General features: G+C 53.6%; 10 protein-coding genes. 8 read left to right on the forward strand and 2 right to left on the reverse strand.

The window, feature by feature from the left end:
• Positions 1–125: 125 nt before the first annotated feature.
• The 3 genes from DCC81_RS17005 (at position 126) to DCC81_RS17015 (ending at position 3663) form a co-directional block, all read left to right on the forward strand.
• On the forward strand, positions 126–1142 hold the full coding sequence (locus DCC81_RS17005; protein WP_108687781.1) for a LacI family DNA-binding transcriptional regulator: 1017 nt from the start codon (positions 126–128) through the stop codon (positions 1140–1142).
• Positions 1143–1208: 66 nt separating this feature from the next.
• Entirely contained in the window at positions 1209–2267 is a 1059-nt protein-coding gene (locus DCC81_RS17010) for an AI-2E family transporter (protein ID WP_108687782.1), read from the forward strand.
• 127 nt (positions 2268–2394) lie between these two features.
• Positions 2395–3663: a NupC/NupG family nucleoside CNT transporter gene (locus DCC81_RS17015; RefSeq protein ID WP_108687783.1), complete on the forward strand. Its 1269-nt coding sequence runs from the start codon at positions 2395–2397 to the stop codon at positions 3661–3663.
• A 115-nt stretch (positions 3664–3778) separates the two neighbouring features.
• On the opposite strand, the gene DCC81_RS17020 is transcribed toward DCC81_RS17015, so the two are convergent.
• On the reverse strand, positions 3779–5023 hold the full coding sequence (locus tag DCC81_RS17020) for a YdcF family protein (RefSeq protein WP_108687784.1): 1245 nt from the start codon (positions 5021–5023) through the stop codon (positions 3779–3781).
• Positions 5024–5151: 128 nt separating this feature from the next.
• On the opposite strand from DCC81_RS17020, the gene DCC81_RS17025 reads away from it, so the two are divergent.
• From DCC81_RS17025 to DCC81_RS17040, 4 genes are all read left to right on the forward strand, one after another.
• Positions 5152–5838 (forward strand): phosphatase PAP2-related protein, encoded by a 687-nt coding sequence (locus DCC81_RS17025; protein WP_108687785.1) that lies wholly within the window; start codon positions 5152–5154, stop codon positions 5836–5838.
• 229 nt (positions 5839–6067) lie between these two features.
• Entirely contained in the window at positions 6068–6733 is a 666-nt protein-coding gene (locus DCC81_RS17030; protein ID WP_108687786.1) for a hypothetical protein, read from the forward strand.
• Between the two features lie 325 nt (positions 6734–7058).
• Positions 7059–7919 carry an ROK family protein gene (locus DCC81_RS17035; RefSeq protein ID WP_108687787.1) on the forward strand — a complete coding sequence of 287 codons (861 nt, stop codon included), beginning with the start codon at positions 7059–7061 and terminating at the stop codon, positions 7917–7919.
• A gap of 240 nt (positions 7920–8159) precedes the next feature.
• Positions 8160–10445: a GH92 family glycosyl hydrolase gene (locus DCC81_RS17040; RefSeq protein WP_108687788.1), complete on the forward strand. Its 2286-nt coding sequence runs from the start codon at positions 8160–8162 to the stop codon at positions 10443–10445.
• A 131-nt stretch (positions 10446–10576) separates the two neighbouring features.
• On the opposite strand, the gene DCC81_RS17045 is transcribed toward DCC81_RS17040, so the two are convergent.
• Positions 10577–11005, reverse strand: a complete 429-nt coding sequence (locus DCC81_RS17045) for a response regulator (protein ID WP_133177694.1) — start codon at positions 11003–11005, stop codon at positions 10577–10579.
• Between the two features lie 469 nt (positions 11006–11474).
• Here DCC81_RS17045 and DCC81_RS17050 point away from each other — a divergent pair, with 469 nt between their 5' ends.
• Positions 11475–13688: a transferrin receptor-like dimerization domain-containing protein gene (locus DCC81_RS17050; protein WP_108687790.1), complete on the forward strand. Its 2214-nt coding sequence runs from the start codon at positions 11475–11477 to the stop codon at positions 13686–13688.
• Positions 13689–13757: the final 69 nt, after the last annotated feature.

The raw sequence follows: 13757 nt of genomic DNA on the forward strand, positions 1-13757 counted from the left end.
TTTATTGTCCAAATCGCAAAATGCGGGGAATGTTTTGTTATTTAGCGATCAGTTTTGCATCACCAGGTTCGCCGGCGTCGTCAGGACACTTACGCGATCTACATCCAATTTCCACGGAGTTATTCATGAAAAGGATCACCATAGAAGATATAGCGGCCAAGTTGAATATTTCTTTTTCAACCGTGGCCAGGGCCCTGAATGATCATCCGGCCATTAGCGACGCTACCAAGAAAGCCGTGCGGGAAACCGCCACCCGCCTGGGTTACCGGCAGAACAAGGTAGCGGCATCCCTGCGTTCCGGCCGCACGCATATCATTGGCGTTATCGTGCCTAACCTGCAACTGAGCTTCTTCAGTTCTGTAGTGCATGGCATAGAGCGCGTGATGAATGAGAACGAGTATAATATCCTTTTATATCAAAGCAATGAGCAGGCAGACCACGAAGCCCGCGGCATTGATACTTTCCTGCAAAGCCGCGTGGATGGCATCATTGCATCCATTACGCAGGAAACCCGGGAAATGCCGCACTTTGCAGAGATCCGCAAGCGGGGCATCCCGCTCCTGTTCTTTGACCGGGCTATCAACGGCCTGGAAGTGCCGGCCGTGGTGATAGACGATTTCAAGGGGGGCTACATGGCCACCAAACACCTGATAGACCAGGGCTATAAACGCATTGTACACATCAACACCCACCAGGACCTGGCTATTTTCACAGACCGCCTGGAGGGCTACAAGGCCGCCCTGCGCGATCATCACCTGCCGATAGATGAGCAGTACATTGTGCGGGGCGCGCTGTCGCTGGAGTTTGGCGATGCCACTGCGCAAAGTTTCCTGGACCAGGGGCTGGCGTTTGATGCCGTATTTGCCGTGGAAGATTATACGGCCATGGGGGTGCTGCAGGCGCTGAAACGCAATAAAATAAAGGTGCCTAAGGAAGTGGGGGTGATCGGTTTTGCCAATGAAGCCTTTGGCAGCCTGGTAACACCGGCGCTCAGTTCCATTGACCAGCAAACGGTACGCATGGGGGAGGAGGCGGCTGCGCTGTTCCTCAAAGTACTGCAGCAAAAGGGCAAGCCCGCTGGCACGCCGGAACGGATCGTGCTGGAACCCCTGCTGGTAGCGAGGGATAGCACAGCGCGGTAAAGCGTGGCAGGACTGGCATCTTTTGGCCGCGAATTTGATAACGCATTTACTCAAGTAGCTCAACAGATGAAATCCGTAAAACTTGCTTTCTATGCCCGGCTGGCCCTGATACTGCATGCAGTAGCGCTCACGCTATTGTTCATGTACCTGGGCAAAACCATTTTGATCCCCTTGTTTTTTGCCTTGCTGATCTCCTTTTTACTATACCCGCTGGCGCTGGTGCTGGAAACAAGGTTCCGCTTCCCCCGCCCGCTGGCTTCCGTAACGGCTTTGCTTTCTTTTGTGCTGTTCATTGGCTCCCTGGTGTTTATCATCAGCCGGCAGGTAGTGCATCTGTCAAAAGACCTGCCCCAGTTGCAAACCCGCATCACGGCTTCCCTGGCAGACGTGAAGGACTGGCTGGGCGATCACTACCACCTGGACGATGCCCAGCAAACGGAATACATCAATAAATCCGTGAACGGCCTGATGGGGGGTGTGGCCAATTCCATCGGCACCACGTTTGTAGGCGTGCTGCAAACAGTAGTGCTGTTTGTCTTCTTCCTTATTTTTATCTACTTCATTTTAGATCACCGGCGCCTGCTGATGAACTTCGTGATATCGCTGGTAAACCGCGACCACCGCGCCAAAGTACAGGAAGTGGTGTTCAGCGTGCGTACGCTCATTAACAGTTACATCCTGGGCCTGTTGTCTGAAATGGTGATCCTCTTTGTGCTGATCCTCATTGCCCTGGAAATATTCGGCATCAAGTACGCCGTGCTCATAGCCGTGATGGCGGCCGTGCTCAATATCATCCCCTACCTGGGCATTTATACCGCCATGGCGTTTAGCATGTTAATCACTTACGCGGGCGGCAGCGGCAGCCAGGCGGTGACCATCGCCATCGTAATGATCGTGGCGCATTTTATCGATGCGAACATTATCCTGCCCCGCATTGTGGGCGGCCGGGTAAAGATCAATCCCCTGGTGACCATCGTGGCAGTGCTCACCGGCCACCTGGTTTGGGGCGTGCCGGGTATGTTCCTGTTTATCCCGCTTACGGCCATTATCCGCATCATCAGTGAAAAAGTGGAGGAGCTGGAGCCCTGGGCCATCCTGATCGGCACGGAGGAGAAAAGGATGTAGTGAAAGATGCCCGCCGGGCCGGGCGTCCGTGCCGCGTGCCATAACACGGAATAGTGAGGAATGCATTTGCGCAGGGTTTCAAAAAAATCCTATCTTCATCGCTTGTAATTCACGATTTTAAGCGCTTATGGGACGTTTTCAGGGATTGGTCGGCATTGTCCTTATTTTAGGAATAGCCTATTTATGCTCCAACAACCGGAAGAAGATCAATTTTCGCCTGGTATTCAGCGGTATGGCGCTGCAGGTAGTTATCGCATTATTAGTATTTAAGGTACCCCCCGTGACCCTGTTTTTCCAGTGGTTGGGCCGTGGCATGGGCAAGATCGAGCAGTTTGCCCACCAGGGAGCATCCTTTGTGTATGGCGGCATCGGGGTGTTTACGCCCGATGGTAAGGTAGACAACTACGGCACAGCTGCATCGGGTTTTGTATTTGCGTTTAACGTAACGGCTACCATTGTGCTCGTGTGCGCGCTGGTGGCTATTTTTTATCACTTTGGCGTTATGCAGCGCGTAGTGGCGGTAATAGCCCGCGCCATGAACTGGGTAATGCGGGTGAGCGGCGCGGAAGCGCTGAGCAACGTGGCCTCCGCTTTTGTGGGCCAGGTAGAAGCCCAGGTGATGATCCGGCCTTACCTCAAGGGCATGACCAACAGTGAGCTGCTGGCCTCCATGAGCGGAAGCCTGGCCTGTATAGCAGGCGGTATCCTGGTGGTGTATGCCAACATGGGCGCGCAAGCCGGCATGGACCTGGCGCCCAAACTGATCACCGCCAGCCTGATGGCGGCTCCCGGCGCACTGGTGATTGCCAAGATCGTTTTCCCGGAAACAGAGGTAAGCCAGACCATGGGCCGTGTAAAACTGGAAGTGAAAAGCAACTACACCAATGTGATCGACGCCATCTCCCATGGTGCCGGTGATGGTTTTAAGATAGCCATGAACGTGATCGCCATGCTGATCGGTTTCCTGGCCGTGATAGCACTGCTGAACTATGTGCTGCTGTGGATAGGCCACCGTTTCAATCCTGGTTTTGATCTCAGCCTGAATTATATTTTCGGTAACCTGTTTTACCCCATGGCCTGGTCTATGGGCGTACCCCAGCAGGATGTGCACAGCGTAGCCACCCTGCTCGGTGAAAAACTGACCATCAACGAATTTGTGGCTTTCCGGGATCTTACCACCCACATCCAGCCGGTGGTAACGGAAAGAGGCCTGCTGATCGTAAGCATTGCCATCTGCGGCTTTGCCAACTTCAGCAGCGTGGGCATGCAGATAGGCGGCATTGGTGAGATAGCGCCGGAACGCAAGGCAGACCTGGCAAAGCTGGGATTGAAAGCGCTGCTGTGCGGTACACTGGCGTCTTACTTGTCTGCTACCATTGCAGGCATCCTGTTGTAAATGATTTCCAGCTTTTAAACGAAGATATCCTGCTTCGTACTAATAAGAAGTCCAATACACGTTTTGTGCATTGGACTTTGTTTTTATGCCTGGGATGGATATTGGAATTTTTTTGTCAAGGGTCCAGCGGATCCAGCGGGTCCGGCTGCATCGCAGTGCGCAGCGGAACGCATGCTGTTTCTTCTTTACCTGCTTTGTGCAGGGCATCAAAAGGTACATACCCCAATTCATCTTTACAGCGCTTCGCCATCATAGCGCTGCCAATGTACAGCGACTGCAAGGCATCGCTTACAATGAGCAGGGGCTTGTCAGCAGGCATGTTAAAGCGGTAGTAAATGCGGGCTGCGTTGCGCAGGTTCGTGGTGGTATGGCGTGCATAGGGCTCTATGATCACCGCTGCATCGGGAATGCCTAGTTTTCCCACCATGAACTTTTTCATTTCCACGGCTTCTGCATACGGCGTTTTGTAAGGATGCACGTGACCGCCGGATACAATGATGTAAGGCGCCTGGTGTTTCCGGTAGCTGGCAGCGGCCAGCATACAGCGTTTGGCGCCGTTAGAATCCAGGCTGGTGCTCAGCGTTTCGGGGCCAAGGCCGGGCACCACGATGGCACTGTAGGGATAATCGGTCCATTTTACCTCCGCCAGCGCCTCGTAAGGTGCGCGGTTGCTGCCAGCGGTAAGCGGTTCATAACGCACGGCTTCATTACGCCCGTTCATTTCCAGGGCGCCTGTGCACACCGAAAGAGACAGCTGGTAAAAAGGCGCGCCTGCTTTACGCGTAGCGGCTTTAATAAGGCGGCGCACCTTCTGCTGGCTGCTGTGATCCGCGGGCCGTATGCTGAGGCTGTCTATTTTAGCGTAGCGGGGCGCAGTGCCCAGCAGGTAGGTGGAGAGCACGTAGTTCTGCCCGCGCACCGCTTCCAGCCAGGCTTTGCGAAGATAATCCGCATCGCTGAAGGGCTCAAAGAGCGGGTAGGCATGTTGCGTGCGCAGCTGCCGCACCAGGGATTGCAGGTCGGGGTTGGTCGCGAGCAGGGCTACCAGGGCAGCGGCGGCATGGTCGGCGTCGGCTACGTTCCATTGCAGGGGCTTTACCATGCAGGCCATGTCTTTACAGTCATTGGCCGCTGCGCGGGCGGTACCTGCCCGCATCATGGAAAGCAGGTGCAGGCTGGAATCCTGTTGCAATGCGTCTTCCAGCGATCCCTGGGCGGCAAAGCCGGCCAGCAGGGGATAGGAGCGGCGCGTCCATTGTGTTTCAAAATCCTTTACCGGCGGCACTTCCGGCCTGGCGGCAGCCAGTGGCAAAAGGCATAAGAGGCCCAGCAGGGCGTTTAAGAAGGTAGTGCGGTTCATAAGCGTTTTGTACAGTCATCAAATGCAGTGCCTTTTCAGGCGCCCTGCACCAATATATACCACTTTTCCCGCATTGCAGATATGAAACAGGTGCGAAGAAATCGTGAATTTTTTTGTAACATCGCAAGATGGAAGTCAAGTGGAAAAATGACCCTGCCCAAAGCCTGACCTATGCCATGCAGCATCCCTGGAAGGCCAACTGGCAGATCCCCGCATTCAAGCGCCGGGTGATAGGCGGTGTGGTGGCGCTCATTGGCGTGCTTTCATACCTGCCTGCGTTTTTCCAGCGCATTGAAATGCGCAACGGCTATGTGCTGCACGATTTTGTATTGCAGGTGGTTCCTGCCTCAGATGTATCTGTGCCCATCTTTTTGCTGATCTGGCTCAGTGCCGGTTATACGCTTTACCAGGCCAGCCGTCAGCCGGAAGTCTTTGTGCGCCTGCTGTATGGCTTCCTGTTCGTTTGCCTTTCCCGTATTATCACCATTTACCTGGTGGCCCTCAACCCGCCGCTGGATCTTATCCAGCTGAAAGACCCCTTGTCTAACCAGTTCTATGGGAAAGCCGGTTTTATCACGAAAGACCTTTTTTATTCCGGCCATACCGCCACGGTGTGTTTGCTGGCCTATTGCCTGCCGGGCCGGTGGGAAAAATGGGTGGTTGGCGGGATAGCCGCCGTGGTGGCGGCATTGCTGCTGGTGCAGCACGTGCACTATACCATGGATGTACTGACGGCGCCCTTGCTTACGTACGCCTGTTACCGGCTGGCAGCCAGTATCAACTGGGACCGGCCGTTGCTGCGGCGCGTTGCGTAATGGGCTTTGGCCACCGGAAAGGCCCTCCACGGCCAACCTGCGAGGCGTAGCATAGTGGGCTTGCTTGCCGCATAGCCCCGCCTTGATCTACATCCTGGGAAAACCCGTTGCAACCAGCCTGCGCCGCGTACCACCGCATACCCAGCCCCGCTTTGCCCCGCAAAAAAATCCTTCAAGATCAATAAAGTATGTTAAATTTAAATTATTTTGCATATAAATTATTGATTATATGACCAGACGTTCCACCCTGCTCTTATTATTGTTTGTCCTGGTGGGCAATCTTGTACAGGGCAAGGATAAATATTTCCCGGGCTATTATCTGGATGCCGGGAACAATAAGGTGGCAGGCTTCATTTATTTCAATGAAAGCAATTATGATCACTTTTACTTCCGCGCGGAACCGGGTGGCAGGGAAAGCCGCATCGTAGTGGACCAGTGTAATGGCTTTAGTTATAACAACCGCAATTTTGTGGTACTGGAAGACGTGCACTGGCAGTCCAGCCTTTGGAGAAACCACGCCCGCAGGGCTTTTGCAGAACTGCTGGTGGATGGACCGGTAAAGCTGTACTGCGTGTACCGGGAGGTGAACCAACCCCGGCCGCTTACTGCTGCTAAAAGTGGGATGATCGCCACGGTGGGGTGTTATCTGCTGCGCAAGGAAGGTGATTATACTTACATGGCCCTGGCGGATGATGAGTTTAAATTCCGGCATCAATTGGCGGAGTATTTAAAGGATAATGATGCGCTTTCACAGCAACTGTTAAAGCAGGACAGCAGCACGGTGAACCTGGCGCAGGTGATCGTTGCATATAATAAAGGAGCGGGCCTGCAAAGCGGCTCCCTGCAAGACGCACAGCCGGGCGGAGCACCCGCGGGGGCACTGAAGGAGCGATGACAGGCACTTGGTTTAAAATAGGAGAGCCCGGGGAAACCCGGGCTTTTTTCATGCACGATGTGAAGGCCTGGTACAAAGAAAACACGGACGGAAATCAAATAGCCTCCCCACCTGCATTGCCGCACAATCCACCACAAAAAACAAACAACCGGTGAAATTTACTTTCCGTAGGATTTTTCAAAAAAAGCCATAACTTAGCGCTCTTTGGTAAAACGATTTAGCTGATCGGAGAAAGGGGAATAATAAATTTCACATTATGATGATTTGGCGCCTTCCCCCGGCGGATGAATGGCCAATAAATATGGACCTAAAAATTTTTCATTGAATGAGCAATGTAGTATTGGGCATCGATATCGGTGGTTCACACATCACCGCTGCCCTGGTGGACCTGGATACCCGGGAAGTGGTAGAAGCGTCCTGGCGTAGAGCGCGTGTAAATTCCATGGGTGAAGCGGATGCGATTGTCCGTGAATGGTGTGTGGTGATCACAGAGATCTTTAACACCTTTAAGCCTGCCCAGCAAAAACTGGCGCTTGCCATGCCCGGTCCGTTCGACTATGAAGCCGGTATTTCCCTGATGAAAGATCAGAACAAGTACGATGCGCTCTATGGCCTCAATGTGAAAGAACTGCTGGCGAACGAATGCCACATACCCGTTGAGAACATTCATATGATAAACGATGCGGCCTCCTTCCTGCAGGGAGAAGTATTTGGCGGCGCTGCAAAGGGCTTCCACCGCGCCATTGGCCTTACCCTTGGCACCGGCCTGGGTAGTTCCCGCGTACTGGATGGAGTTGCAGAAGACGCAGACCTCTGGAAAGCGCCTTTCAAAGACAGCATTGCGGAAGCATATATTTCCACCCGCTGGTTTGTAAAACGTTATGCAGCACTAAGTGGCAAAACCGTGAAGGATGTAAAAGAACTTAGCGAGATATTGCCCGGGAATCCGCTGGCACAGCAGGTCTTTGATGAATTTGGCACCAACCTCGGTATCTTCCTTGCGTCCTTTGTGGAGATGGATAAACCGGAGATCATTATCCTGGGTGGCAACGTAGCCAATGCATTGCCCCTGTTTGAAAAATCACTGACAGCCGAACTGGCTAAACATAATATCACGCTGCCCATCAAGTGCGCCACACTCGGTGAAAAGTCTGCCATCGTAGGCGCAGCCAGTAGTTGGCGCTGATGCAAGTCTTTTTTGTTGTAAACCTTCAACGCCTTTTGCATTTTTGCAGGAGGCGTTTCTTTTGAAAACATCCCATTTCCCAGCCTCTGCCACCGTTCTCCACAATCATTTTGCATATTCGGGAAGGAATGTTTATTTTGCTAAATCGATTAAGTACAATAAACCGTTTAATAATTCCCGTTTGTAGCAACACCGACAACAGGTTATACGTATTGCTGCCTACGCCATTAAAAATGCTGTATGAAGAAAATTTTTTTATCCCTGCTGGGAATGGCCGCGATGGCCGCTTCCGCACAGACCGTGAACCAGGTGAACGATCCGGTGGAATGGATCAATCCCCTCATGGGTACGCAGTCTGACTACGCATTGTCTACCGGCAATACCTACCCCGCGGTGGCTACGCCCTGGGGCATGAACTTCTGGGCCCCCCAGACCGGCAAGATGGGCGACGGATGGTTCTACACTTATGATGCCCGGAAGATCCGCGGCTTTAAGCAGACCCACCAGCCCAGCCCGTGGATCAACGACTACGGCCAGTTTGTGCTGATGCCCGTGACCGGCTCCCTGAAATTTAACCAGGACGACCGCGCCAGCTGGTTCTCCCACAAAGCCGAAGTGGCCAAACCTTACTATTACAGCGTGTACCTGGCGGAGCACGACGTGACCACCGAGATCACGCCCACCGAGCGCGCCGCAGGTTTCCGCTTCACTTTCCCGCAAACGGATAGTTCCTTCGTCGTGATCGATGCGCTGGACAAAGGTTCCTACATCAAAGTGATCCCCGAAGAGAACAAGATCATTGGTTACAGCACCAAGAACAGCGGCGGCGTACCGTCTAATTTCAAGGACTACTTCGTTATCGTATTTGACAAGCCTTTCACCAGCACTTCCACCTTTAGCGATACCGTGCTGACCCGCGGTGGCAAAGAAGCCAGCGACAAACATGTGGGCGCCGTGATCGGTTTCAAAACAAAGAAAGGGGAGCAGGTGTACGCCCGCGTGGCCTCTTCCTTCATCAGCCCTGAACAGGCGCTGCTCAACCTGAAAGAGATCGGCAACGATAATTTTGATACGGTTAAGGCAAAAGCAAAAGCCGCATGGAACAAGGAACTGCTGCGCGTAAAAGCAGAAGGCGGTTCGGCCGACCAAACCGCTACCTTCTACTCCTGCCTTTACCGCGCCATGCTGTTCCCCCGCAAGTTCTACGAGATCGATGCGAATGGCAAAGTGGTGCACTACAGCCCTTACAACGGTAAAGTATTGCCCGGCTACATGTTTACGGACAACGGCTTCTGGGATACCTTCCGCGCCGTATTCCCCCTGCTGAACCTCCTGAACCCCACCATGAACGGCCATATCATGGAAGGCCTGGCCAATGCCTATAAGGAAAGTGGCTTCCTGCCGGAATGGGCCAGCCCTGGCCACCGCGACTGCATGGTGGGCTCCAACTCCGCATCGCTCATTGCAGATGCTTACCTGCTGGGTGGCCGCAACTTTGACGTGAATACCCTGTGGGATGGCGTGGTGCACAGCTCCGAAAACGAGGGGCCGCTGACCTCCGTAGGCCGTGCCGGTGTGAAATATTACAATACCCTGGGTTATGTGCCCTACGATGCAGGTATCAATGAAAATGCCGCCCGTACGCTGGAATATGCCTATGACGACTGGTGCATTTACAAACTGGCAGTGGCGTTGAAACGCCCCCAGGCAGACATTGACCTGTATAAAAAACGTTCCCAGAATTTCCGCAACCTCTTTGACCCGGAAACAAAACTGATGCGTGGCAAGAACCGCGACGGCAGCTTTGAAAAACCTTTCAATCCTTTCAAATGGGGCGATGCCTTTACAGAAGGTAACAGCTGGCACTATAGCTGGAGCGTGTTCCACGACATCAAGGCCCTGCAGAACCTCATGGGTGGCCGCGAGATGTTTGTGAAAATGCTGGACTCCGTATTTGCCATGCCACCGGTGTATGACGATAGCTACTATGGTGGCGTGATCCACGAGATCCGTGAAATGCAGATCATGAACATGGGCCAGTATGCGCATGGCAACCAGCCCATCCAGCACATGATCTACCTGTACAACTTTGCCGGAGAGCCCTGGAAAGCCCAGTACTGGAGCCGCGAAGTGATGAACCGCCTGTATGCTGCGCACCCGGATGGCTACTGCGGCGACGAAGATAACGGCCAAACCTCCGCCTGGTATGTATTCTCCGCCATGGGCTTCTACCCGGTATGCCCCGGCAGCGGCCAGTACGTAATGGGAGCGCCACTGTTTAAGAAAATGACCATTACGCTGGAAAACGGCAAAAAAGTGGTGATCAATGCACCTGAAAACAGTGAAGCAAACCGTTATATCAACACATTGAAATATAACGGTGCTGACTATACGAAAAATTACCTCGATTACAGCTCCCTGATGAAGGGTGCGGTGCTGGACGTGAAAATGAGCGCTACGCCTAATAAGACGCGTGGTATCAAAGCCACGGACTTCCCGTATTCTTTCTCTGATGAGCATAAATAGTTGACAGCGCGCAAGCGTATGTCTTTTGGGGCGGCTCCTCCCGGGCCGCCCTTTTTTTATTTGTAGCCTCCGCATAAAAAAGGCGAAGCCCTTCACCGCCTCGCCTTTTCTTTTGCGCTATAAAATAACTTTCACTGCACAGACGGAAACTGGTAAGTGCCTTTACAGAAATTATAAAACCTCCGCGCCGTATCAATGCATTCATCAAATGTTACCGGTTTTATCACGTAGGAATTTGCACCCAGGTGCATGCATTCCTGCATTTCCAGTTCATTGAGCGAAGTGGAAAAAATGATCACGGGAATATCGCTGTAACGCTGGTCTTCTTTCAGTAATTTCAAAGTTTGGGTGCCATTCAGTTTGGGCATGTTCAGATCCAGGATCACCAGGTTGGGCAAGGGTTCCGGCGTATCGATGGTGCCCAGGTAGGAAAGTACTTTTTCCCCATCTTCCACAAACTGTATGCAGTCCGCCAGGCCAATGGTTTCAAACGCATCGCCGATAATAAAACGGTCTTCCACATCGTCGTCTGCCAGCAGTATATTGATCTTCTTACTCATAAAAAACAGGTACGTCAATTTAGGTTACGGGTAATGTTACAATGAAAGCGCTCCCGGCGCCAGGGCCCTGGTAGCAGCGATGGAACCGTTATGAGCGCTACGATCTTACTGCCAATGGTAAGGCCAATGCCTCCGGGTAGTTAACTCCCTTGCGGATGCGCAACAAGGTAAGCAAATCATAGTTGAAATCCTTGCTGCGCCGGGTTACGGCAGGCATAATTAAAAAAGCGGCCTCATGACTGGAATTGGCAGCAGCAAAGTGTGGCACTATTGCGGCAGGGAAATAACTTCACATTTTTCATGCCAAGCCCCACCGTAGTTTAACTGCAGCCGTTATACCCGCGCCGGAATTATATGCGTAACCGTTTTGATGTTGGAAATTGTGTTCTGGAAATTTATATTTGAACCAGCTCAACCAAAGATCACCCTGCCTGCTTACCACCCTGGCGGTTTGTTTTAAACGCATTACATGAAAAAGACCTTACCCGGAAGTTTACTGGCCGGCCTGCTTTGCTGCGCAGCGCCCGCCCTGGCCCAGCACAGGATCCTGGGCTTTACTGATACGGCCGCAACCCGCCAGTTGGCCTGGGAAGACCGTTTTGACCAGCAACTAAGTGCGGAGCACATTGGCGCCAATATCAGGGAGTTCTCCGCCTTTCCCCATCACATGGGCTCCGCCCGGGGCAAGGCCGTAGCGGAAAACATCCGCGAGCAATTCAAAAGCTATGGTTGGGATGCCAGCATAGAGACCTTCCAGGTACTGTTTTCCACACCGAAAAGCAGGGTGCTGGAGCTGGTAGGATCTTCCACTTACAAAGCCAGCCTGAAAGAGCCCGCCCTGCCGGCAGACGCCACCAGCGGGCAGGAGGGACAACTGCCCACTTACAATTGCTGGAGCGCGGATGGGGACGTAACGGGCCAGTTGGTGTACGTGAACTATGGCCTGCCGGATGATTATGAATGGCTGGACCGTAAAGGCATCAGTGTAAAAGGAAAGATCGTAATAGCCCGCTATGGCAAGGCCTGGAGGGGCATAAAGCCCAAGGTGGCCCAGGAGCACGGCGCCATTGGCTGCATCATATATGCCGATCCGTTCGACGATGGCTACTACCAGGGCGACGTATACCCCAAAGGCCCTTTCAAGAATGAAAACGGCGTGCAGCGTGGCTCCGTAATGGACTTCGTGGTATATCCCGGTGATCCATTGACCCCTAATGTAGGCGCTACAGCGCACGCCAAACGCCTGGACCGTACCCAGGCGCCCAACCTGTTAAAGATCCCCGTGCTACCCATCAGTTATAAAGACGCGCAGCCCTTACTGGCAGCCCTGGAAGGCCCGGTGGTACCCGCCGCTTGGCGGGGCGCGCTGCCTGTTACTTACCACGTGGGGGGCAACGGCGCCCGGGTGCACCTGGCACTGGCATTTGACTGGGGCCTGAAGCCCGCGTATGACGTGATCGCCACTTTCAAGAGCGCCCAGTATCCCGATGAATGGGTGGTGCGCGGCAACCACCACGATGCGTGGGTGAACGGCGCCTCCGATCCCGTAAGCGGCCTCTCCGTGATGATGGAAGAAGCAAAGGCTATCGGGGAGCTGGCCAAACAAGGCTACCGCCCCGCGCGTACCCTGGTGTACTGCGCCTGGGACGGGGAGGAGCCGGGTTTGCTGGGCTCTACAGAATGGGTGGAAACACATGGGGCGGAATTGCAACAAAAGGCAGTGGCCTATGTAAACACCGATAACAATGGGCGCGGCTTTTTTGAGGCAGCCGGTTCGCATGCACTGCAGCCCATGGTAAACGAAGTGATGAAGGGCATTTCCGATCCCGAAACCCGTGTATCGCTCTGGGAGCGGGCCCGTGCAAAGGAGGTGGTAGATGCTGCATCTGCAAAGGCGAAGAAGGAACTGCTGGAAACCAGCACCCTGAAGATCGGGGCCCTGGGCTCCGGTTCTGATTACTCCCCCTTCCTGCAGCATGCAGGTATTCCCTCGCTCAACCTGGGTTTTGGCGGGGAGGATGCCGGTGGCGAATACCACTCCATCTACGATTCGTACGATGATTTTGTGCGCTTCAAAGACCCGGGTTTCCAATACCAGCGGGCGCTGGCCCAGGCCGCCGGCCATATTACGCTGCGTATAGCCGACGCCGTTAGTGTGCCATTCGACTTCAGGGCGTTGTATAAAACCATCAGTGCCTACCTGGACGACCTGATGAGCGCCACGGAAGCACAGCGTACCAATACGGAAGTGGAAAACAAGATCATTAACGCCGGTGATTATGCCCTGGCCCTCAATCCCCGCGATTCCATGCAGGCACCCCCGGTAAGGGCAGAAGTGCCGTACGTGGATTTTGCACCTTTGCAGAATGCACTGGTGGCGTTACAGAAGGCGGCGGATGCTGTTGCCGCAAAACAAGCCACCGGAGCGGGTGATGCCGCTTTTAACGAAGGCCTGTACCGCGCCGAACAACAATTGCTGGTAGTGGATGGCCTGCCCAAACGGGCCTGGTTTAAGCATACCATTTATGCACCCGGTTATTATACCGGTTATGGGGTAAAAACCCTGCCCGGTGTGCGGGAAGCCATTGAGCAAAGGCAATGGAAAGAAGCAGAACAGCAGGTAGCCGTGGCCGCAGCCGCGGTAAATAAACTGGCCGCGCACCTGCAGGCGCTGGCAAAATAAGAACAAGACTTCATTACATAGCAAAGGCTCCCACGCGGGGAGCCTTTTTTCATCACCATGTATCCAGTT

Origin of the sequence: Chitinophaga parva, from assembly GCF_003071345.1 — a bacterium.
Classification (GTDB): domain Bacteria; phylum Bacteroidota; class Bacteroidia; order Chitinophagales; family Chitinophagaceae; genus Chitinophaga; species Chitinophaga parva.

What these genes read in the sequence shown, in the direction of transcription:
- DCC81_RS17045 (WP_133177694.1), bottom strand. Translation starts at nt 11,005, where the DNA reads ATGAGTAAGAAGATCAATATACTGCTGGCAGACGACGATGTGGAAGAC.
- DCC81_RS17050 (WP_108687790.1), top strand. Translation starts at nt 11,475, where the DNA reads ATGAAAAAGACCTTACCCGGAAGTTTACTGGCCGGCCTGCTTTGCTGC.
- DCC81_RS17025 (WP_108687785.1), top strand. Translation starts at nt 5,152, where the DNA reads ATGGAAGTCAAGTGGAAAAATGACCCTGCCCAAAGCCTGACCTATGCC.
- DCC81_RS17040 (WP_108687788.1), top strand. Translation starts at nt 8,160, where the DNA reads ATGAAGAAAATTTTTTTATCCCTGCTGGGAATGGCCGCGATGGCCGCT.
- DCC81_RS17005 (WP_108687781.1), top strand. Translation starts at nt 126, where the DNA reads ATGAAAAGGATCACCATAGAAGATATAGCGGCCAAGTTGAATATTTCT.
- DCC81_RS17035 (WP_108687787.1), top strand. Translation starts at nt 7,059, where the DNA reads ATGAGCAATGTAGTATTGGGCATCGATATCGGTGGTTCACACATCACC.
- DCC81_RS17030 (WP_108687786.1), top strand. Translation starts at nt 6,068, where the DNA reads ATGACCAGACGTTCCACCCTGCTCTTATTATTGTTTGTCCTGGTGGGC.
- DCC81_RS17010 (WP_108687782.1), top strand. Translation starts at nt 1,209, where the DNA reads ATGAAATCCGTAAAACTTGCTTTCTATGCCCGGCTGGCCCTGATACTG.
- DCC81_RS17020 (WP_108687784.1), bottom strand. Translation starts at nt 5,023, where the DNA reads ATGAACCGCACTACCTTCTTAAACGCCCTGCTGGGCCTCTTATGCCTT.
- DCC81_RS17015 (WP_108687783.1), top strand. Translation starts at nt 2,395, where the DNA reads ATGGGACGTTTTCAGGGATTGGTCGGCATTGTCCTTATTTTAGGAATA.